This is a genomic window from Sporosarcina cascadiensis (genome assembly GCF_009650995.1).
In the GTDB taxonomy this organism is placed as follows: domain Bacteria; phylum Bacillota; class Bacilli; order Bacillales_A; family Planococcaceae; genus Sporosarcina; species Sporosarcina cascadiensis.
On the sequence record NZ_WHVV01000016.1, the window covers coordinates 18,793 to 39,443 of the forward strand.

Here is a 20,651-nt window from a genome sequence, read left to right on the forward strand (position 1 = left end):
CTAAGAGAATGGGAGGATCTATTTTATGACAACATGGAATTTAACGCAGATGCAGCGTCACTTACTTATATGCAATGGCGATACTTGTATGGGGGCCGGGGCTGAAGAGGTAACGCAACAAATTCGTGATGAAATCCGTACCAATCGTCTGGACGAGCATATTCACACATCACGCACTCGCTGTAATGGACGCTGCAAGGATAAATGCGTTGTCATTGATTACCCAAAAGGAACATGGTATTCCGTGCAAGAAGAAGAAACGTCACGGGCAATTGTTCAGGAAACAGTGAAGGAAGAGTCGATCATTTATTCAATGGAGCACGGCGAACGAAAACGTGGTGAAACTCGCTTCAAAGGGATTAATAAATACAGAAGAGCGAGAGGACCGGTGAAAAAAGCAGTATTGTTTGTCGGACATGGCAGCAGGTTGGAGGCAGGAAATGAAGAAGTCCGCCAATTTATTGAACGAATGAGAGGACAAATCGATTCGTCCTTGCTTGTAGAAACGTGTTTTTTAGAATTTGCATCGCCAAATATTGAAGATGGAATTCAATTGTGCATTGAAAAAGGTGCAGGAGAAGTCCATGTGATCCCAATCATTTTATTACATGCAGGCCACTCGAAACTCCATATTCCCGCTGAAATTGAACAAGCAAGAGAACAATTTCCGGATATTCGATTTACGTATGGTCAAACGATTGGTATTCATGAGGAGATTATTGAGATCTTACTGACAAGACTTACTGAAGTGGGCTTCGATGTAAATCAGAAACATGAGGATACAGCCATACTCTTTATAGGACGAGGAAGCAGTGATGTAGATGCGAAGGAAGATTTTTATAAAATCAGCAGATTGTTAAAAGAAAACTTACATGTGCCGATCCTTGAATGTGCTTTTATAGGGGTTACGACGCCTACAGTGCAGGATGGAATGGAGCGTTGTATAGAATTAGGTGCAAAAAAAGTGATTATGCTGCCGTACTTTTTATTCACGGGAATTTTAATGAAGCGAATGAATAAAATGGCGGAACAATTCAAATTAGATTATCCACATGCGACAATTGAAATCGCTGAGTATTTTGGCTATCATCCAAAGCTGCAGACAGTGTTGTTAGAACGTATGAATCAAGCGTTAGACGGTACTTCAACTGGCATGCAGGATCTAGAGAATTTCCGTAACTACGTGGAAGAAACTGGGTATGTGCACGAACATCAACATTAACTCTTCTAGAAAAGGTGCCTGTGCAGCAAACAATCATGTTTGTTTGAACAAACATGATTGTTTGAACTTTCATGATTGTTTTGCACACAGGCACCTGAATGTTAAACTCTCAGCATATCAGCCGGGAGTTTTTTGAATGCTTAATCTCATGAATCCATTCCCTCGTGATTTCTCTTGATACTGTCTATATTGCGAAGTGTAGTGGCATGGAGAATCTTCAGTGCAGGACGTATGAAAAGCTGGACACTTCCCACAATAAAAAGTATGATTCCCGCTGTTTTTAACGATTCAAACAAGAAAAAAATGCTTCCAACAATAAATATAATACCGAGTATTAATTCATTAATAATGAAAATATACCGGTAATTTTTATTGAAGAAGATCGCATACTTTCCTATCTTGACCTCATAGTTTTTTTTATTGTCAACAAACATAGGCATCCGTGTTCCCTCCTTAGTATTCCATTTCCCTTCTGTTATTGCTGTAAACGGTAATAAATGAAGGGATAGAAAAAAGCCTGAGCTGAATGACGCTCAGGCGGTTTACAAAAATCTACTTCAGAGGTATCTCCAATTCTAACTCATTAAGCATTTCCAGATAAGGCATTTCAAAAGATACCAGGGTCAATTGCTCAACCTTAGAAGTCTTTTTGAATTCCTGTACGTATGTGTTGCCTTCCACACGCTCTGGATAGCCTGTAATCGTCAGGTTATTGCCTTTTTCATCTTCAAGCCAAAGCGTATTGAACTGGAAATGTCCATCGTAAGTAAAGTCACTGTCTACTTCGAAGTACAGAAGCATTTTTTCATCTTCGTATTGTAAATCTTGAACAATAATTTTGCCCATTTCTCCTTGATCGATAGTTAGTGGCAATTGATCAGATTGTAACGAATGTTCAATTCGCACAGGTTGGCCTGTATTCACCGGAACTAAATACGGGCTGACTGTGAGTGATTCAGAAGCGTATTCAAGCGGTTCATATCGATATTCCATATTTATCACGTTTTGGCCGTTTACCATGTTTCCTGCGCCGTAGACATCCAGTTGAGTCAGAGCTATTCCTTGATCACTCAGCAAATTAAGATTCAGCAGATGATCACCTACCATGTTTGGATCGATTTCATCAGGGGAGGTAACGGACACAGAAAGTTTAATGCCTGCTGCTCCGATTTTCACTTCTTTCACTGTCATTTCCGTGTCCTGATAGACTAGTTTCTTGTTGACTGGAATCGTCTTTACGTCTTCGTCGGACAGCACAACTGGAACTTCAAAATCCCATGTGCCTGCGACATTTCCTACTTCCTTCAATGACATACTCAGCTCAAATGAATCAGGAAGTTCTTCAACAGGCGCTATATTCATAACACCTGCAAATTGTGTTTCGGATAAAAGTTTGCCTGTGCGACTATCTGAGAAGTTGATTACCTGACCGTCTGCTTTCAGCTGAAATTCACCTAGATGATCTTTCGGATGAGCAGATTCCTGTATATAACTTATCGACAGGCGTGTTCCGTCATAATACACATCTTTAATGGTCAAACTAACACCCTCGTCTGTGACAGTTTGTTCAATCTCATTTGATAATCCTCTTTGGCTGGCGATGACTAATCCTCTGTCGCCTGCAAATTCGAAAACAGAATCCAGCACTGGAACGGAAGATAACACTCTTGCCATCGTCGGTGATACGTAAGCGGAACTAAGCAAGATAAAGGCCGCGAATGAAGCTGCTGTAATGGAAGGCCATACTCTCCGGCGCTGCTTTATGTTGTTTACTTTTCCCTTTTTGATTGCATTTGCTATCGATTGGTCTAATTTATCATGCGGCACGTCAATTTGATCGATGGCTTTTTTCACATCATGCTTTTCATTATTCATTGATACACGACTCCTTAAAACGTATTTTTAATCGATTAATGGCTCGATGCAAATTTGTTTTCACCGTACCTTCTGGACACTCCAAAAGCTCGGCTATTTGTTTTACCGTTAAATCTTTATAAAACCGCAAGACAATCACAGTCTTGTATTTCTCCTCTAGTTCTTCGATGGCTTCCAATAAATCTAATTTATCTTCGGAAAATGGTTTTTGTGGTGATTCCACTCTTTCCAGGGAATCCTGTTCAATGGGAACCACCTTACTTTTCTTCTTAATGAAATCTAAAGCGGTATTAATCAGAATTCTGGTCAGCCATGTGGAAAAATAGGCAGTCTCTTTAACATTTTTGATAGAAGTATAAGCTTTATAAATGGATTCCTGAACTACATCAAGTGCGTCACTTTCATTTTTCACATAAGTAAAAGCAATTCGGTACAATTTATCTTTTTCAGGATTAATCAGCTCAAGAAACGCCTGGTCATTCCCTTTTTGTGCTTTTTTCAATAAGTCTGAGTGAAACATATAAGAACTCCTTTCGTCCGGACATACATTAGACTTCAGAGCGGAACGTTTCGTTTCAACTTTTTTAGAAAAGGTGCCTGTGCAGCAAACAATCATGATTGTTTGAACAAACATGATTGTTTGAACTTTCATGATTGTTTTGCGCACAGGCACCTAGAAGACACCTAGAATGAATCAAAAGAAATGACGCATCCTATAGCGGGAGGAGGTGTATGTCATCATTCGAAATCTATGCTTGGCTTTTGGGCTTATCTTGGCAGGTGCTTCTACTGTCGCTTCAGTACCGTTCCAAGCTGCTGCACAATCCGAGGCCCCCACGTATGCAAAATGGTCCCGGCTCGCAATTAAGGAGACGCAGGTGAAGTATCCTCAGGCGAATGTTGTGGACTACTTGCATATAGGAAGTGAATCGGAGAAAGGAGCCGCCGTTGAGAAATTCAGACTGTGGCTGAAAGAGGGAAGCCGTGAATTCGGCGTGCTTGTAAACGTGACATATGCGGTGGGAACAGACAAGCTGATCAGCGTAGAATTCCAAGAGTTGCATGCAGGCGAATAAATTAATGAACCCGCATCTGAAAATAGATGCGGGTTTGTCTGTATTCCGCAGGTGATTTTGTTACAATTGACAGATAAAGAAGATTTACTACTTGAAAGGGGTGATCTGAATGAAAGATATAGACGAAAATTTGCTGCTGGATTATATAGCGGCCTGTACGAACCTTTATGGTGTGACGCCGTTCGAAAAAGTGCTGGAAATCTATCATACATATACGGAGAATAGGATTTCATTGGAGGCGCTGGTTGCCTTAGTCAATGAGCCACCTGTAAAGGAAAAGCTGGAAGAACGATTTGTTCATGTCTATCGGGACACGTTTGTAGCGGAAGTTCTTCATATTTTCAATGAAAAAAAGGCACTGGAACAAGCGGCTGCCGGAAAACCGTTTTATGTGCCGGAAAAAAATGAATTATTGTCCTATATGGATCAGTTTTATTTTCAGCAGACGCCCCAGCAAGAACGTCTGAAAGAGATGATGCGCGAAGACTTCGATGCTTCGGTCAATATCGAGGAAGAAGTGGAGCAGCTCGTGCTCGATCTGCAGATGAGCGGGGGAGAATTCACTAAAGAACTATCTGACTTCCTGGGCCGTCTCGGGCTGCCGATTGAAAAAGCGGAACGTTATATTCCGGCAGTCATCGAAATCGCCAACACTACAAGACTGTGGGAAAACAGAGGACATACGCCGAGTGAATTGATGTAGGTAAGAACAGTTCATATCTATAGACAACCGTTCAATAGGCGGGATAGAATGAGGGTATATTAGATATTTTGGAGGGTACAGCTCATGGCTTTGAAACAATTGACAGCAAAAGAAGTGCAAGAACAATTAGAAAGCGGCAAGGAATTAAATATTATTGATGTGCGCGAAGATGATGAAGTAGCAGAAGGCAAGATCCCGGGGGCAACGCATATCGCACTTGGCAATCTTCCCATCGAAATGCATGATCTTGATCAAGAAATACCTTATATCCTCGTATGCCGTTCAGGCGGCAGAAGCGGAAGAGCACAGGAAATCATGGCTGATGAAGGCTTTGATGTAACGAATATGGCGGGCGGCATGCTGACTTGGGAAGGTAAGACAGAATAAAAAATGCGAACATGCCCGTGAAATATGTAAAGCCGCAAGAGCAGAATGGTGCTCCTGCGGCTTTATTTAATTGACCCGATACATAACACCGGCTGTCCAAGCGTATAGTGAAAGAAAAAGGCGGTGTATAGATGAAAAAGTGGCTTGTGGCAGGGTTGCTGTTGTTTTTTTCATTGGGCGGGGTATGGTATGGCGTAAAGGCGTCTGACCGGGGTTTTTTCACACCTGCAGAACTGGGTGGTGTAAGTATTCTGATTGATCCGGGTCATGGCGGGGAAGACGGAGGAGCTTCGGCGGAAGATATTATAGAAAAAGACATCACACTGAGTATTTCTCACGAAGTAAAGAAATTACTTGAAAGAAAAGGGGCAACTGTCAAAATGACCCGCGAAAAGGAAGGAGACGCAATTGCTGAACATGCACCGTCTGAATCGTTTAATTCGACAAGAAGCCGGAAATTTGCAGATCTTAAATTACGGGAAAGCATGGCAGTGGAGTTAGAACCCGATATGTTCATCAGTGTGCATGTAAATGCGATTCCGGAAGAACGCTGGCGCGGTTCTCAGGTATTCTATCATCCTGGAGGCAATCCGGCCGGAAAAATGCTGGCAAGTTCGATTCAAGGCGAGTTGCGTGACCAGTTGAAAAATACGGACAGGGAAGCCATGAAGATAACGGGCGTTTATTTGCTGAAAAAGGTGCCGTCACCTGCTGTTTTAGTGGAAACCGGATTTTTATCGAATCCCGAAGAAAGAAAGTTACTGGCAGATCGAGCCTATCAGAAAAAAGTGGCGGCTGCCATTGTCGACGGCATCGTGAAATATGAGCATGCAGATGAACAGTGAGCAAATGACAGTTGAGACTATTGGGAATATGGTATGATAAAGGGGAGTGAATGAATTTAGTTAGGAGTGTCGAATGTGATTAATGAACAACAGGTCCGTGAATTGATTGGCGCATTGGAAGATCCGTTTTTACATAAAACACTGGCAGAAACTAATGGTATTGTCGGCGTGACCATTAAACCTGAAAAGCAGCATGTCAGTGTCAAAGTAGCAATTGCGAAAGTGAATACCGGTGAGCAATTAGCGCTTCAATCGAAAGTAGTGGACGTTTTGAAAGAGGCAGGAGCAGACTCTGTCGGAATTCGTTTTGAAGAACTGCCGAAAGAAGTGCTTGAGCAATTTCGCGGTACGGTAACAGAAGCAGAGCCGCAGGATATTCTGTCTCCTTTGTCCAATATCGAATTTATTTCGATTGCATCCGGAAAAGGCGGCGTCGGTAAATCGACTGTATCTGTAAACTTGGCAGTGGCATTGGCAAGACGCGGTAAAAAAGTCGGTTTGATTGATGCGGATATTTACGGTTTCAGTGTTCCTGATATGATGGGGATTACCGCTATGCCGGAAGTTAGAGAAGACCGCATTATGCCGGTTGAGAGATTTGGTGTCAAAGTAATTTCCATGGGCTTCTTCGTCGAAGACAACGCACCGGTTGTATGGCGAGGGCCTATGCTGGGTAAAGTACTGGATCAATTCTTCCGTGACGTTGAATGGGGCGAGCTGGATTATCTATTGCTGGATTTGCCGCCGGGAACGGGGGACGTTGCACTTGATATTCACCAAATGATTCCTGCTTCCAAAGAAATCGTCGTGACAACACCGCACCCGACTGCAGCATTCGTCGCGGCGCGTGCAGGAGCGATGGCCTTGCAGACGGATCATGAACTGCTTGGCGTTATAGAGAATATGTCATGGTTTGAATCAAAATCATCGGGTGAGAAAGAGTACGTTTTTGGGCAAGGCGGCGGTACACGTTTGTCTGAAGAACTTCGCACAGAGCTGCTGGGACAGATTCCATTAGGCCAGCCCGACTGGAATGAAACAGAATTTGCGCCGTCAGTCTATGCAGAAGATCATCCGATCGGAAAAATTTACTTACAAGTAGCTGATACAGTAATTGAAAAACGCGGTAAATAATATAGCAGGCGAGTGGAAAGTTATTTCCCACCGCCTGCTTTTTCCTCTTCTTCGCCGGACTCTTCCTTGCCGCCTTTATCTTCCCCTTCCGCTTCGCTTCCTTTTCCGGCTTTCATAATGAGCTGCTGCCATTTTGCCTGCATAAGCGGACTATTAATCGTATCTTCCACTGCTTTCTCCATTTCTTTTTTTAATGTGCTCGAGTTAATAACTTTCTCCATTTGCTTCATCATGTCGGGCTGACCGAAAAACTTCTCCATCTCTTTTTGAAATGATGCATCCCCCATTAAATCTTTCATAATATCGGCCTGCTGCTTTTTCATACTTTTCGCTACAGATTCCGTAAATTTAGGATCTTCAAACGCAGTTTTCCAAAAATTCTCTCCTTCTTTGGAAAGCAGTACGTTTTCGATACTTTGTTTTACTTCAGGCTGTTCTAGCACTAGCAACTCACGGAACTCCGGATCTGTCATTAACTTACGCAGCGCTTTTTTTCCGTCTTCCGTCTGGATCGCGTCTGTCATCATTTTTTTCATTTCGTCATAGCTTGGACCTGCCTGCTGTCCGCCGCTGCAACCCGTCAGGAATACAAGGAATAGGAGAAGACCTGCAATTTTTTTCATTCCAATCAACCTTCCACTTGTATTTTCATTTATTGTTCACAATATCAGAAGGAATATGCATGATTCGTTCAATGAAATAGATTTTTTGGAGAATCGTTGATACACTGTTAAGGACATGAAAAAAAGGGGAACAGTGTTGTGACAATACGAAATTGGGTTAAATTTTTCTTGCGAGCTATGGCAATCGGCGGTGGGATTACAGCCATTGTCGGCTTAATCGTACGTTGGAACTTCTTTTTTGGATATATACAGGCAGGCGAAATATGGCAGTTTCTCGGCGCGTTCCTATGGATGATTTTTTTAGGTTTCACCATGAGTGTCGTGGCACAAATGGGCTTTTTTGCGTATTTGACAGTTCACCAATTCGGTGTGAATATGTTCCGTACCTTAACGTTATGGAACTGGGTACAGATGTTGATCATCGTGGTTGTGCTGTTTGACCTGGTAGTATTCCGATTTAAATTATCACAGGCAAGTACAGGACAGACATTCTTGTATATCTTCCTGCTTCTCACATTGGTTGCGGTATCCGCAGTGACCGCTTATTTCAAAGCACAGTGGACAAAGAAACATGCACTCATTTCCGCGCTGTTCTTTATGATCGTCATCACGACGCTCGAATGGCTGCCGGCTTTGATGGTCCAATCTGGCAACAGAGATGAATGGGTCACGATCCTTTTATTCCCGCTGCTTGCAGTAAATGCTTATCAATTGCTCATTTTGCCGAAATATAACAGGCAGTCGGATATTGACAAAGCAGAGCTGGACAAGCGACGCATTGAACGAAAGAAAGTAAAGCTGCAAAAATCGGCTAAAGCCAAATAAAACCGATGGGAGTTCACATCTCCCATCGGTTTTATTTTGGCAGCTTTTTAGTTTTAACAGAAGGCTGGAACAGTAAATCTTCTACTGATTGAAATGGTCTGCTCGCCAATAAACGCTCAATATCTTTAAGACGGACCCGCTCTTCACGATGATGAGGCACAGCAATAATCTCACCTTCAGTCTTTTTAGGCAAGTCGCCTCCGCTCCAATGCACAGTTGAGCCCAATGCATTGATTTCTGCTTCATTGACGGCCTGCAGCAGCGACTGCGGAAACACTTCATCGGTTGTGCGGAACCATAGCGGCTGGGCTTTGAAAGCCTCTTCAAACTGCTCGAGCTGCTGTATGAACAATGAAGTATTCTCCTCATATTTGCTGCCTTCCTGCCCCAGTAAAGCAACAGGAATAGAACGTTTCTTGATTTTCTCGACGATATGAGGGAAACGCAGTGCCCAGTCACTATCTATAAAAAGGAGAGGATATGGCTGTGACAGCTGGTCCACAAGCTCTTCAATTTCCTGCTCACCAAATGAAATATCAATTGTGGCGGCTGAGCCTTGAACACCTTTTACGATAACTGCCGGATGCTCTGCTAGGCGAAAAACTGCTGTTAAAGAAGAAGGCTGTGCGGTAATTTTGGGCAGGTACAAAATGAATAATAGACTAAGCATAGAAATTAGGATGATTTTCTTCAGCATACTGATCTCCTTATGACAGTAAAGTATCAATCACCCCCCGGTGTGATTGCGTCTGGAAGTTAATCGTGCAGGCATGATTAACTTCCTCCAAAATGTTTACAAACGCCGGAGGCTGTACATGGATTCCGATAAAATATTATATGAAAAAGTCTTGACGCATATGATGAGTAAGCTATATAATAAAAAAAGTTCGAGGTATTATATAAAAAAGGTTGCACATACTTAGTAAGCGTGATAAAATGATTTTTGTCGTCAAAGATAATAACTAACAATTTAACTATTCCGCAGTAGCTCAGTGGTAGAGCAATCGGCTGTTAACCGATCGGTCGTAAGTTCGAATCTTACCTGCGGAGCCATTTTTATGCTTCCATAGCTCAGCAGGTAGAGTGCTTCCATGGTAAGGAAGAGGTCGCCGGTTCGAGCCCGGCTGGAAGCTCCATGAGAACATTCTTATTCTGGCCCCTTGGTCAAGCGGTTAAGACACCGCCCTTTCACGGCGGTATCACGGGTTCGAATCCCGTAGGGGTCACCAACTTATTCTAAAGCGAAGCTTATCGTAAGGAAGGCATCCTAAAATCACCGCATCGTGCGGTAACGGATGCATGACCTACATCCTGTAGGCCCGAGCGAGCAGAACAAGGAAGCAATCGAGAGAAAGAAGGAGCGTACCTAAAGTACGTGACTGACTTAAAGGATCTTCGATTAAGAACGCCACGTCCTGTGGCAACATCGAAGTCAGCACTTCCTGTGCAAGCGACGCAGTAATGCGAAGCTTATCGCAATCCCGTTAAAATTGGGAGAAGCGAGCAGAACAAGGAAGCAATCGAGAGAAAGAAGGAGCGTACCTAAAAGTACGTGACTGACTGAGCGAGTGCAGCTGACGCAGTAATGCGAAGCTTATCGAAATTTTAACACGGTGGGGTAGCGAAGTGGCTAAACGCGGCGGACTGTAAATCCGCTCCCTCCGGGTTCGGCGGTTCGAATCCGTCCCCCACCACCATGTTTGTTTTACTTGTTACCTTTTTAACCATAACCAAGCAACACGTTGGGGTATAGCCAAGCGGTAAGGCAACGGACTTTGACTCCGTCACTCGTTGGTTCGAATCCAGCTACCCCAGCCATTTTACCTTTCGATATAGTGCTTATATTACAATTAAAAAGAAATATGACGAATCCTTATTATTTCACAATAATGAAGGGTTTTTTTGTGATTTAATTTTGTTTAACATCTAGAAGAGAATGGATAATGGTGTATAATAAATAATATTACGCATAGGTATTTTCTCTTGCAGATGGAAAAGAAAATATACAAATATAGGGATTGTGATATAGATATGCAGCGTTTTTTAAAAGGAATGGAAAAGTTCGCCGACCCAGATAGTGAATTAGGTATACAAAAAACCCTTGGGGATATTGCTTATACTTTAGAGCAGGCAGCGATTGTTTCTATTACTGATTCCCAAGGTACAATCCGATATGCAAATGAACATTTTGAAAAGCTTTCCCAGTATTCTTTGGATGATTTGATTGGCGCTAATCAGCGTATTGTCAATTCAGGCTATCATGACTCTTCTTTCTTTAAAGATATGTGGTCCACAATTGGAAGCGGAAAGACTTGGCGCGGTGACATACGAAACCGGAAAAAAGACGGCTCATTTTATTGGGTAGATACAACTATAGTTCCGTTTTTAAATAATAAAGGAAAACCCTATCAGTATATATCTATCCGATACGATATTACAGCTAGAAAGTTAATGGAAGAAGAAATACGTAAAAGTGCAGAACTCTATGAAATCATTACGACAAACGCCTCCGACTTCATTTCGGTTATTGATCGCGATGGGAAATTCAAATACGTATCTCCTTCATTTGGAAAGTTGCTGGGATATTCTCTGGACAGTCTGTATGAAGGTTCATTATTTTCTCTTATTTATAAGAAAGACCGTCAGAAAGCCAAGAAAAAAGTGTCTCAGTTTCGCGAGTATAATGGCGATACGATCAGTTTAGAATTTTCATTGCTCGACGTGAAGGGCGGCATCCATATAATGGAGGCTAAGCTGAACGAAGTGCATGGTTCGGTAGATTACGAGGATCAGTTGCTGATTGTTATGCGGGATGTAACAGAACGGGTGAAGTCAGAAGAAAAGATTCGTTATTTGGTTTACAATGATCAGCTGACTTCTCTGATGAATCGCAACTCTTTCCGCGAGCAATTGGCGCTGGCATTTGAGCGGGCGCGTACCCGAAACCAAGTCTTTGCGCTCGTTCACATCAATATTGACAGGTTGCGCTATGCCAATGATTTGTTGGGGCATGAAGCGGGGGACTACTTGCTGGCGATGGTTGGCGAGCGCCTGAAGAAAAAAACGGGTCCGGAAAGTTTGCTGGCTCGAATTGCGGGAGATGAGTTTGCATTCATCGTTACAGGATTAACGGAAGAAACTGATATTTACAATTATGCAGAAGATATCCGTTTATATTTGGAAAAACCGATTCAAGTCGGCCGGCAATCTTACACGCTGTCGATCAGCTGCGGTATTTCCATGTATCCCGAGCATGCGAATCAGCCTTCTGAAATGGTCACCAAAGCCACATTGGCCCTTGGTAAAGTGAAAATGCGGGGCGGCGGAGACAGTGAGATGTATCAGCATGGCACTTCTAAAATGTCGTTAGAGCGAATATTATTGGAAAATGAATTGCGGAAAAGTGTTCAGCAGCAGCATTTTTATTTGGAATATCAGCCTAAAGTAATTTTAAGCACAGGTGAACTCGCGGGAGTAGAAGCTCTGGTCCGATGGAAACATCCGGATCTAGGAATTATACCGCCAATGAAGTTTATTCCTCTTGCAGAAGAAACTAAAATCATTGTTCCGCTTGGCGAATGGATTTTACGAGAAGTTTGCAGACGTGCGGCAGAAGAGCTTGCTGAAAATTCTTTTTGCAAGTTTGCGGTTAACGTTTCGACTGTTCAAATGAAGGAAGACGGCTTTGTAGATTCGGTGTTTCAGATCATGGAGGAATTCGGTGTACCTGCTGAAATGCTAGAGCTGGAGTTGACGGAAAGTTCTTTTATGGATATGGAAGGAATGAAAGATTCCATACAAAAGCTTCGGAGTGCCGGTATTACAATTGCAATCGATGATTTTGGGACAGGGTACAGCACGTTCAGTTATATTAAAGAGCTGCCTGCCGATACATTGAAAATCGATATGGCGTTTGTGCGGGATATTTTAGAAAATGAAAACAGTCAGGCAATCGTAAAGGCGATTGTCACCCTTGCCGATACAGCGGGGTTAAATGTAGTAGCAGAAGGCATCGAATTGCAGGAACAGTCAGATATGCTGTACCGTCTGGGATGCAGAGAAGGACAGGGGTATTATTTTGGACGACCGACTATGTTATTGGAAGCGAAAGAGACACGGGAGAGCCGGATGAGAGACAGCTGAAGGAGGAGTTGCTGATGCGTGAACTGAATATTTCGATGATCGGTGTACCGTTGGATTTTGGTCAGAGCCGCCGGGGAGTAGATATGGGTCCGAGTGCTATTCGATATGCGGGTGCCGCCGAGCGCCTGAAAGATCTAGGATGCCGGGTGACAGATGAAGGAAATATCGCGATTTCCGCAGTTCAGGAAAATCATTGTTTTGATTCCGGTCTGAAGAATTTACAGGAAGTCACGTCAGCGACGGAAGAACTGGCCGCAGCTGTTTCGCGCATTGTAAAAGAAAAAAGGTTCCCTCTGGTTCTGGGCGGAGATCACAGTATAGCGATTGGGACGCTTGCCGGTTTAGCTGCACACTATCAGAATTTAGGAGTTATTTGGTATGATGCGCATGCAGATCTGAACACAAGTGAAACATCCCCTTCCGGCAATATCCACGGGATGCCGTTGGCTGTCAGTATAGGACTTGGCCATGAAAATTTAGTCAATGTACATCACGAGGGTGCAAAGGTTGATCCTCGGAACATTGTTATTATCGGAGCACGGGCTTTAGATCCGGGCGAACGAAAGCTGATCAAAGAAAAAGGCGTAAAAGTTTTCACAATGCATGAGATTGATCGATATGGCATGACCGCGGTGATACAGCAAACGCTGGACTACTTGGCATCACGACAGGTAGACGGTGTCCACCTTTCATTAGATTTAGACGGGCTCGATCCTCTTTATGCTCCTGGAGTTGGTACACCGGTGCCGGGCGGTATCACCTATCGGGAAAGTCACTTGGCGATGGAGCTGCTCGAAGACGCGGGTGTAATTACTTCTGCTGAATTTGTTGAAGTAAATCCAATCCTCGACAAATATAATAAAACAGCAGATGTGGCAGTGGGATTGATGGGTTCATTATTCGGTGAAAAATTATTATGATTACAGGAGTGGCTGAAGCTTATTGGTTTCGGTCATTTTTTTTGTGGAGATTTTCCTATCACCAACCGACCGAAAAATGATATTGTAGTAGTGGACATAAAAAGAAAAGAAAAAGTGAAACCAAATGAAGCCTGTAACGTATATAAAGGGACAGCCGCATAGAGCGGAGGGTGAAGCCTATTGGATGAATTGATTACAAAGCGTGTAAAAGAAGTGCTGGGTGGCAATCAGGAAGCCTTTGAAGAAATTGTCATTCATTTTCAGCATCGGCTGTATCAAGTATGTTACCGCATGCTGAATAACTCGGCAGAGGCAGAAGATATTGCGCAGGAAGCATTTGTGCGTGCGTATGTGAATTTGGAAACGTACGATCAAAAGCGGAAGTTTTCCACTTGGCTATACCGGATTGCGACCAATCTGTGCATTGACCGCATCCGCAAGAAGAAACCGGATTATTATTTAGACGCAGAAGTGCCGGGTACACAAGGGTTAGATATGTATTCGCAAATCGCAGCTGATCAGCAACTTCCGGAAGAAGAAGTGGAAAAGATGCAAATGAAGGAACGTATCCAGTATGAAGTGAACAGGCTGCCCGATAAATACCGAACAATTATTATTTTGCGATATATGGAAGACCTACAGTTGCAGGAAATCGCTGATATCTTAGAAATGCCTTTAGGGACTGTCAAGACAAGAGTACACCGAGGGCGAGAAGCGCTTCGGCAACAAATGGGGAGTATGTAGGAGGTTGGATTCATGGAAAAATGTCCTAAACATGTTGTCCATTATATGCATGCGTTGTTAGATGGTGAAATTACAAATGAAGAAGAAAAAATCTTAACAGAGCACATTAGCACATGTGATGAATGCCGAAATATGATGGAAGAGCTGGAACAGACAGTGAACTTATTCAGCAGTGTCGAAACTGTTCAGGCGCCTTCAGGCTTTGTAAGCGGAGTAACAGCAAGATTGCCTCAGCAAAATGTGAAAAAGGGGCCGAAGAAATGGCTGCGGCAGCATCCTATGATGGCAGCGGCTGCACTGTTCCTGATTCTGATGAGTGCATCATTCTTCTCCAGTTTTGAAAATGAACAGCAATTTTCATTTACCAAACAGCCGAACGTAGTGGTGGAAGGTGAAACTGTGGTGGTGCCTGCCGGTGAAACCGTCAAAGGCGATCTTGTCGTGAAGAACGGTGATTTGCGCATTGAGGGAGAAGTCGATGGCAATGTAACAGTGATACGCGGTTCAAAGTTTATGGCTTCCACCGCTGTCATAACTGGTTCCAGTGAAGAAATCAACGAAGTATTCGACTGGCTCTGGTACAAAATAAAGTCTGTTGCAAGAGATGTGATCCCTTCTTCCAAAGGGGATAAAGAGCAAACTGAATAAGAGGTTGTAAACATTTATCAAGTGATGCAGGAACAGGGTTTCCGGCATCATTTTTTTAATGTCCAAAAAATAGAAGCATACCCTTAAGGTAGGCATGTAAGCTGGAAATTATGCTATACTGTATGAATAAGAACTTTTGTAAAAGGTAGGGGAAGCACATGCCGGTTTTGGAGCAGGTAACAACATTAGCACCAATGGAAATTTTGAAAAATATAGTGGATGTGCTTCTGGTTTGGTTCGTATTATATAAATTAATTACTATTATTAAAGGCACAAAAGCAGTTCAGTTACTGAAAGGGATATTTGTTATCCTGATCGGTCGTTATGTGACGGAATGGCTGGGTTTAAATACGCTTCAGTGGATAATGGAAGAAGTTCTCAGATGGGGTTTCTTAGCTGCAATCATTATATTCCAGCCGGAACTGCGCCGGGCCCTTGAGCAATTGGGAAGAGGCCGGCTGTTTGCGCGCACTGCCATGCAGGAAGAAGAAGAGCGCGATCGCTTAGTGAGTGCTTTCAGCAAATCGGTCAGTTATATGGCGAAGCGTCGGATCGGTGCTTTAATTACAATTGAGAAAGAAACAGGTTTAAGCGAATATATTGAAACAGGAATCCCAATGAATTCGCATATTTCATCCGAATTGCTGATCAATATTTTCATTCCTAACACGCCGCTGCATGACGGGGCAGTTATTGTAACTAAAAACCGCATTGCCGCTGCAGCATGCTACCTGCCGTTGTCTGAAAGCCCATTCATCTCTAAAGAACTGGGTACACGCCACCGTGCAGCACTCGGCATCAGTGAAGTGACAGATGCCGTAACGATTATTGTATCTGAGGAAACGGGTGCAGTCAGCTTAACGGCGGACGGGGATATCAACCGTCATTTAGATATGGAGGAATTCGAAAAGTTATTGAGAATTTCATGGTTCGGCAGCGAAACTGGTCAAGCGGATACTTCTCTATGGAAGTGGGGGAAGAAAAATAATGGATAAATTCATAGACAGCCCCTGGTTTCTGCGTCTGATTGCCCTGTTCTTGGCGGTTATTCTATTTTTCTCAGTGCAGGCGGAAGATCAATCGAACCGCAACACTGCAAATGATGTCTTCGCCCTGATTCAGGATGTGCCGGTAGAGGTGTACTACGATACGGAAAACCTGGTTGTGACAGGTGTTCCGGAAATGGTCAACATGACAATAGAGGGGCCTGCCAATATTGTGCAGACAACAAAGGTGCTGAAAGATTTCACATTGAAATTAGACTTGCAGGATCTGACATTGGGTGAACATACAGTTCGGATACAGGCAGAGAATCTTTCCGATAAATTGGATGTGAGGATTGAACCGCCAAATGTTCATGTCAATATCGAAGAAAAAGTCACACAGTCATTCCGCATAGATCCTGAAATGAACACCAGGCTGCTGGCGGAAGGTTATGAAGTGAAAAGTATGGATGTACAGCCGGGCTCGATCAATGTCACAGGGGCTAAAAGTATTGTGGAAGCCATCAGCTTTGTCAAAGTCTCTGTAACTGGAGATGATAAAATAAATAAATCATTTGAGCAAAAAGCGCGTGTTCGTGTGCTTGACCGTGATCTGAATAAATTATCTGTTTCATTGGAACCGGAAGAAGTGACGGTGAAGGTAGATGTGAAGGAATACAGCCGCGATGTACCGTTGAAGCTTATTCGTAAAGGGAAGCCGGCCGGTGACCTGACTGTAGAGAGTGTGACATTAGAAGAGCAGTCTGTCCGTGTCTACGGTCCGAAAAGTGCGGTGGATGCAGTGAAAGAGATACCTGCAGAAGTCGATCTTTCGAAGGTCAGTAAATCCGGTAAAGTGGAAGTGACCATTAAAAAGCCGGATGATGTCAGCAAAGTGACACCGAATAAAGTAAAAGTCCAAGTAGTAATAGCCGGCGAACCGGCAGATTCTGATGAGCCGGATAAATCAGAGGAATCTGCTGCCAAGCCGGTGGATGAGGAAACAGCTCCTCCGCCGGAAGACAGTAATCCTGAGAATGTAACAGTTCCCAGTCAAATCACCCAGCAAATTAGTGAAGTGCCCATCTCCATCCGGAATCTTGACGCTGCCTATACAGCATCGATTGCGGAGCCGGCTAACGGCAATGTTTCCCTGCAAGTGACAGGCACAAAAGAAGAACTTGAACAAATGAAACGTACAGATATCTTAATCTATATAGATGCGTCAGATGTAAAAACGGAAGGCCGGCAAGCAGCTGCATTACTGGTGGAAGCGCCTAGAGGCATCACATGGAAGCTGGCAGTGCGTAATGCCGTGCTGGATATAAAATCCGTAGAAACAAAAGCCTGACAACAACAGATTTGATCCAATGAGGATATGATCGAAAGGAAGAAGTTAAAATGACACAGTATTTTGGTACAGATGGAGTCCGCGGAGTTGCAAATACCGAGCTGACGCCTGAATTAGCATTTAAACTAGGACGAATTGGCGGCTATTTATTCACGAGAGATATTGAAGGAAAAGCAGAAGTTCTTGTCGGTAAAGATACACGTATTTCCGGTGAAATGCTAGAAAATGCATTAATCGCAGGACTCCTTTCGGTAGGGGCAGAAGTTATGAGACTGGGCGTAATCAGCACACCGGGCGTTGCCTACCTCACAAGAGTAATGAACGCACAGGCGGGCGTCATGATTTCTGCCTCCCACAATCCGGTAGAAGATAATGGAATCAAGTTTTTTGGCGCGGATGGATTCAAGTTGACAGATGATCAGGAAGCAGAATTTGAAAAACTTCTGAACGAAGAAGAAGATCAGCTGCCGCGGCCGACTGGCGGACGGGTAGGAACGATTACAGAGTATTTTGAAGGCGGCCAAAAATATATCCAATATCTGAAACAAATAGTGGATGAAGACTTTGATGGAATCCATGTAGCGCTTGATTGTGCACATGGTGCTACTTCTGTATTGGCTACGCATGTATTTGCTGATTTGGATGCAGACTTAACGACAATGGGAGCTTCACCAAACGGATTAAATATTAATGATGGAGTCGGTTCTACACATCCTGAAACGCTGGCTGCACTGGTCGTAGAGAAAAATGCAGCTATCGGCCTGGCTTTTGATGGCGACGGAGATCGTCTCATTGCGATAGATGAAAAGGGAAATATAGTAGACGGCGATCAGATCATGTTTATTGTAGGACGTTACTTACATAGTAAAGGACGTTTAAAAGCAGATACTATTGTGTCAACTGTAATGAGTAATTTAGGCTTTTATAAGGCGCTTGAAAAGTTTGGAATGAAAAGTGTACAGACGGCTGTCGGTGACCGGTATGTAGTGGAAGAAATGCGAAATGGCCAGTATAATCTAGGCGGCGAACAATCCGGCCATATCATTTTCATGGATTATAATACGACAGGGGACGGCTTGCTTACTGCCTTGCAATTAGTGAACATCATGCAGCAAACAGGCAAAAAACTATCTGACTTAGCCAATGAAATGACTATATATCCACAGAAACTCGTAAATATCCGAGTGGCTGACAAACATGCCGTAATGGATAATTTGCGCATTGCCAGCATGATCAATGAAGTGGAAAAGGAAATGGCGGGGCAAGGACGTGTCTTAGTCCGCCCTTCAGGAACAGAACCGCTTGTCAGAGTCATGGTAGAAGCGACAACAAAGGAACTGTGCGAAGACTATTCAGAACGTATTTCGCAAATAGTGACTGAGGAAATGGGCTTGGAGTAAACGAATAGTTTCGCAGCTGGACACAGGGGTTACCCATGTTTCCGGCTTTCTTTCATAAATGATTGTATAAAGTGGTACTTGAAGTAGAGATCGTTGGGGAGATGCTTCCGATGAACGGGGGGAAACAGATAGAATGAGCCAAAAAAAATATCAGGATATGCTAGCACAGCGAACAGAGGATATCTTTGATGGGTGGGAAACAAGAGGCAGCTTAACTGAGCGTGAGCTATATTACTTTCTGCATAAACTCAAAGGCACATCTGGAACTATCGGATTGCATCAGTTATCACTTTTTTGTGCCTCTCAGCTGGAGATCTTATCCTCTTCCAATGATCAGAAAATTCCGGTTACCTCATTGGAAAACTTAAAAAATCGCATTCGCATGTATTTTGATGACTCAATTACTGTAAAGAAAGAAGAATTTCAATTACCGGATCGGTACGTGAACCGTCTGGACTCAGAAACATTTATTTTAATTATTGATGATGATTTGGAATTTGTTTCGTATTTAAAAGAGCTGCTTGAGAAATTCGGTGCACAAGTCATCATTTCTCTAAATGGAAAAAGAGGTATTGAGCAATTTTATTCTATGCGGCCGAGCATCGTTATTATTGATCACAAACTCCCTGACATGACCGGTTTTGAAGTTCTGGATCAAATAGCAGAGACTGCGAGACAGAAAAATACGACATTGGCTATTTCCAGTGAACATGCGACAAAAGATTTTAAGATTGAGAGTTATCGCAGAGGTGCGATGGATTTTATTGAAAAACCCTTTGATATGGATGTCTTTTTCCCTTATTTGTTCAATCGGCAGCAACGCCAGCGTGCTATTAGCAGCAGCATGATTACAGACAGTCTGACAGGGGTCGGCAATCGCCGGTATTTTGATGAAACGATCAATAACCTGTCAAAGAATGCTGATCAATTGGACGGGTCTTTCTCTTTAGTGATGGTGGACTTGGATCATTTCAAACAAGTGAATGACTTATTTGGCCATCCAGCAGGAGATGAAGTGCTTCGTAAATTTGGTGAAATCATTAAAGAAGAAAAAAGAGAGGGCGACTATGTGTTCCGCTATGGCGGGGAAGAGTTTGCTCTGTTATTTGCAAATATACCGGCAGAAGAGACTGTCAACGCGGTGGAACGCATCCGCTCGAGATTCAATGCTATGTCTTTCGCTTCGGGAGAGGAGACCTTTCAAGTTACCTTTTCAGCAGGAAGCGCAACGTATGAAGGGAATACCGGGGAGTTAGTTTCTGCTGCAGACCAAGCTTTATATCAGGCAAAACGTGAAGGCAGAAATAAAACAGTTGTCTATGATCAATGCAAGCTGGCAGTCAAACGAAAGCTAATGGTGATAATCGTAGATGATGACTCATTCATTCGTCAGATTCTTCAGCAAACCTTATTGGAATTAAAATCATCAGATATTGAAATTATGGTGAAAACTTATTCTGACGGTCCTGCATTTTTAGAAGATGACTGGTATTCGCCGGATGACTACTTCATTGTACTGCTGGATGGTGTCATGCCGAAAATGGATGGCCTGGAAGTGTTGAGCCGTCTGAAGAGTGATCATGCTAAAACAAATGTAACAGTTTCTATGATGACGGCCAGAAAGAGTGCCAATGATATTAAGGCAGCTTTATGGCTGGGTGCTGATGACTATATCATCAAACCATTTCAGCCGGCTGAGGTACTCGGACGTATTGATAAGCTGGCCACACGTTTATTTGATAAGAGAGAGTAAGAGGAAGGGGGCGCCTCCA

At 43.3% G+C, this 20,651-nt stretch carries 20 protein-coding genes and 5 tRNA genes; 20 read left to right on the forward strand and 5 right to left on the reverse strand.

All coding sequences use genetic code 11. From position 1 onward, the window contains the following. The first annotated feature begins 25 nt into the window (after positions 1-25). Positions 26-1,222: a CbiX/SirB N-terminal domain-containing protein gene (locus tag GDZ68_RS14725; RefSeq protein WP_153723071.1), complete on the forward strand. Its 1,197-nt coding sequence runs from the start codon at positions 26-28 to the stop codon at positions 1,220-1,222. Positions 1,223-1,368: 146 nt separating this feature from the next. Here GDZ68_RS14725 and GDZ68_RS14730 read toward each other — a convergent pair whose 3' ends face one another. From GDZ68_RS14730 to GDZ68_RS14740, 3 genes are all read right to left on the reverse strand, one after another. After that, positions 1,369-1,662: a YrhK family protein gene (locus tag GDZ68_RS14730; RefSeq protein WP_228551126.1), complete on the reverse strand. Its 294-nt coding sequence runs from the start codon at positions 1,660-1,662 to the stop codon at positions 1,369-1,371. 112 nt (positions 1,663-1,774) lie between these two features. After that, positions 1,775-3,097, reverse strand: a complete 1,323-nt coding sequence (locus tag GDZ68_RS14735) for a DUF4179 domain-containing protein (RefSeq protein ID WP_153723072.1) — start codon at positions 3,095-3,097, stop codon at positions 1,775-1,777. Then, on the reverse strand, positions 3,090-3,617 hold the full coding sequence (locus tag GDZ68_RS14740) for a sigma-70 family RNA polymerase sigma factor (protein ID WP_153723073.1): 528 nt from the start codon (positions 3,615-3,617) through the stop codon (positions 3,090-3,092). The genes GDZ68_RS14735 and GDZ68_RS14740 overlap by 8 nt, the downstream gene beginning before the upstream one ends. Before the next feature lie 208 nt (positions 3,618-3,825). Here GDZ68_RS14740 and GDZ68_RS14745 point away from each other — a divergent pair, with 208 nt between their 5' ends. The 5 genes from GDZ68_RS14745 (at position 3,826) to GDZ68_RS14765 (ending at position 7,242) form a co-directional block, all read left to right on the forward strand. Beyond that, positions 3,826-4,173 (forward strand): DUF3889 domain-containing protein, encoded by a 348-nt coding sequence (locus GDZ68_RS14745; RefSeq protein WP_228551127.1) that lies wholly within the window; start codon positions 3,826-3,828, stop codon positions 4,171-4,173. A gap of 109 nt (positions 4,174-4,282) precedes the next feature. Continuing rightward, entirely contained in the window at positions 4,283-4,876 is a 594-nt protein-coding gene (locus tag GDZ68_RS14750; protein ID WP_153723074.1) for a hypothetical protein, read from the forward strand. Positions 4,877-4,966: 90 nt separating this feature from the next. Next, a complete protein-coding gene (locus tag GDZ68_RS14755; RefSeq protein ID WP_153723116.1) occupies positions 4,967-5,263 on the forward strand; it encodes a rhodanese-like domain-containing protein in 297 nt (98 codons plus the stop codon). 131 nt (positions 5,264-5,394) lie between these two features. Continuing rightward, a complete protein-coding gene (locus GDZ68_RS14760; protein ID WP_153723075.1) occupies positions 5,395-6,108 on the forward strand; it encodes an N-acetylmuramoyl-L-alanine amidase in 714 nt (237 codons plus the stop codon). Positions 6,109-6,183: 75 nt separating this feature from the next. Continuing rightward, a complete protein-coding gene (locus GDZ68_RS14765; RefSeq protein WP_153723076.1) occupies positions 6,184-7,242 on the forward strand; it encodes an Mrp/NBP35 family ATP-binding protein in 1,059 nt (352 codons plus the stop codon). Between the two features lie 20 nt (positions 7,243-7,262). Here the strand turns inward: GDZ68_RS14765 and gerD are convergent, their stop codons facing one another. Next, a complete protein-coding gene (gene gerD / locus GDZ68_RS14770) occupies positions 7,263-7,865 on the reverse strand; it encodes a spore germination lipoprotein GerD (protein WP_153723077.1) in 603 nt (200 codons plus the stop codon). A gap of 138 nt (positions 7,866-8,003) precedes the next feature. Here gerD and GDZ68_RS14775 point away from each other — a divergent pair, with 138 nt between their 5' ends. Continuing rightward, positions 8,004-8,690: a KinB-signaling pathway activation protein gene (locus GDZ68_RS14775; RefSeq protein ID WP_194841188.1), complete on the forward strand. Its 687-nt coding sequence runs from the start codon at positions 8,004-8,006 to the stop codon at positions 8,688-8,690. Positions 8,691-8,721: 31 nt separating this feature from the next. On the opposite strand, the gene GDZ68_RS14780 is transcribed toward GDZ68_RS14775, so the two are convergent. Further along, the gene (locus tag GDZ68_RS14780) at positions 8,722-9,387 is read right to left on the reverse strand and encodes a polysaccharide deacetylase family protein (protein WP_153723078.1); all 666 of its coding nucleotides are present in this window, start codon (positions 9,385-9,387) and stop codon (positions 8,722-8,724) included. Positions 9,388-9,668: 281 nt separating this feature from the next. On the opposite strand from GDZ68_RS14780, the gene GDZ68_RS14785 reads away from it, so the two are divergent. The 13 genes from GDZ68_RS14785 (at position 9,669) to GDZ68_RS14845 (ending at position 20,632) form a co-directional block, all read left to right on the forward strand. Next, positions 9,669-9,743 (forward strand) — tRNA-Asn (locus GDZ68_RS14785). Between the two features lie 7 nt (positions 9,744-9,750). After that, positions 9,751-9,826 (forward strand) — tRNA-Thr (locus GDZ68_RS14790). Between the two features lie 18 nt (positions 9,827-9,844). Further along, positions 9,845-9,919, forward strand: a tRNA-Glu gene (locus GDZ68_RS14795). Positions 9,920-10,302: 383 nt separating this feature from the next. After that, positions 10,303-10,387 (forward strand) — tRNA-Tyr (locus GDZ68_RS14800). Between the two features lie 46 nt (positions 10,388-10,433). Beyond that, a tRNA-Gln gene (locus GDZ68_RS14805) sits at positions 10,434-10,508 on the forward strand. 213 nt (positions 10,509-10,721) lie between these two features. Then, positions 10,722-12,833, forward strand: a complete 2,112-nt coding sequence (locus GDZ68_RS14810; RefSeq protein WP_194841189.1) for an EAL domain-containing protein — start codon at positions 10,722-10,724, stop codon at positions 12,831-12,833. Positions 12,834-12,847: 14 nt separating this feature from the next. Next, positions 12,848-13,753 (forward strand): arginase, encoded by a 906-nt coding sequence (gene rocF / locus GDZ68_RS14815; protein ID WP_153723080.1) that lies wholly within the window; start codon positions 12,848-12,850, stop codon positions 13,751-13,753. A gap of 180 nt (positions 13,754-13,933) precedes the next feature. After that, positions 13,934-14,497: an RNA polymerase sigma factor SigW gene (gene sigW, locus GDZ68_RS14820; RefSeq protein WP_153723081.1), complete on the forward strand. Its 564-nt coding sequence runs from the start codon at positions 13,934-13,936 to the stop codon at positions 14,495-14,497. 12 nt (positions 14,498-14,509) lie between these two features. Further along, positions 14,510-15,145, forward strand: a complete 636-nt coding sequence (locus GDZ68_RS14825; RefSeq protein WP_153723082.1) for a zf-HC2 domain-containing protein — start codon at positions 14,510-14,512, stop codon at positions 15,143-15,145. Between the two features lie 158 nt (positions 15,146-15,303). Next, positions 15,304-16,140, forward strand: coding sequence for a diadenylate cyclase CdaA (gene cdaA / locus GDZ68_RS14830; protein ID WP_153723083.1), 837 nt, complete (start codon positions 15,304-15,306; stop codon positions 16,138-16,140). Continuing rightward, the gene (locus GDZ68_RS14835; protein ID WP_153723084.1) at positions 16,133-17,479 is read left to right on the forward strand and encodes a CdaR family protein; all 1,347 of its coding nucleotides are present in this window, start codon (positions 16,133-16,135) and stop codon (positions 17,477-17,479) included. The genes cdaA and GDZ68_RS14835 overlap by 8 nt, the downstream gene beginning before the upstream one ends. A gap of 50 nt (positions 17,480-17,529) precedes the next feature. Next, the gene (gene glmM / locus GDZ68_RS14840; protein WP_153723085.1) at positions 17,530-18,879 is read left to right on the forward strand and encodes a phosphoglucosamine mutase; all 1,350 of its coding nucleotides are present in this window, start codon (positions 17,530-17,532) and stop codon (positions 18,877-18,879) included. 133 nt (positions 18,880-19,012) lie between these two features. Further along, positions 19,013-20,632, forward strand: coding sequence for a diguanylate cyclase (locus GDZ68_RS14845; RefSeq protein WP_153723086.1), 1,620 nt, complete (start codon positions 19,013-19,015; stop codon positions 20,630-20,632). Positions 20,633-20,651 lie beyond the last annotated feature (19 nt).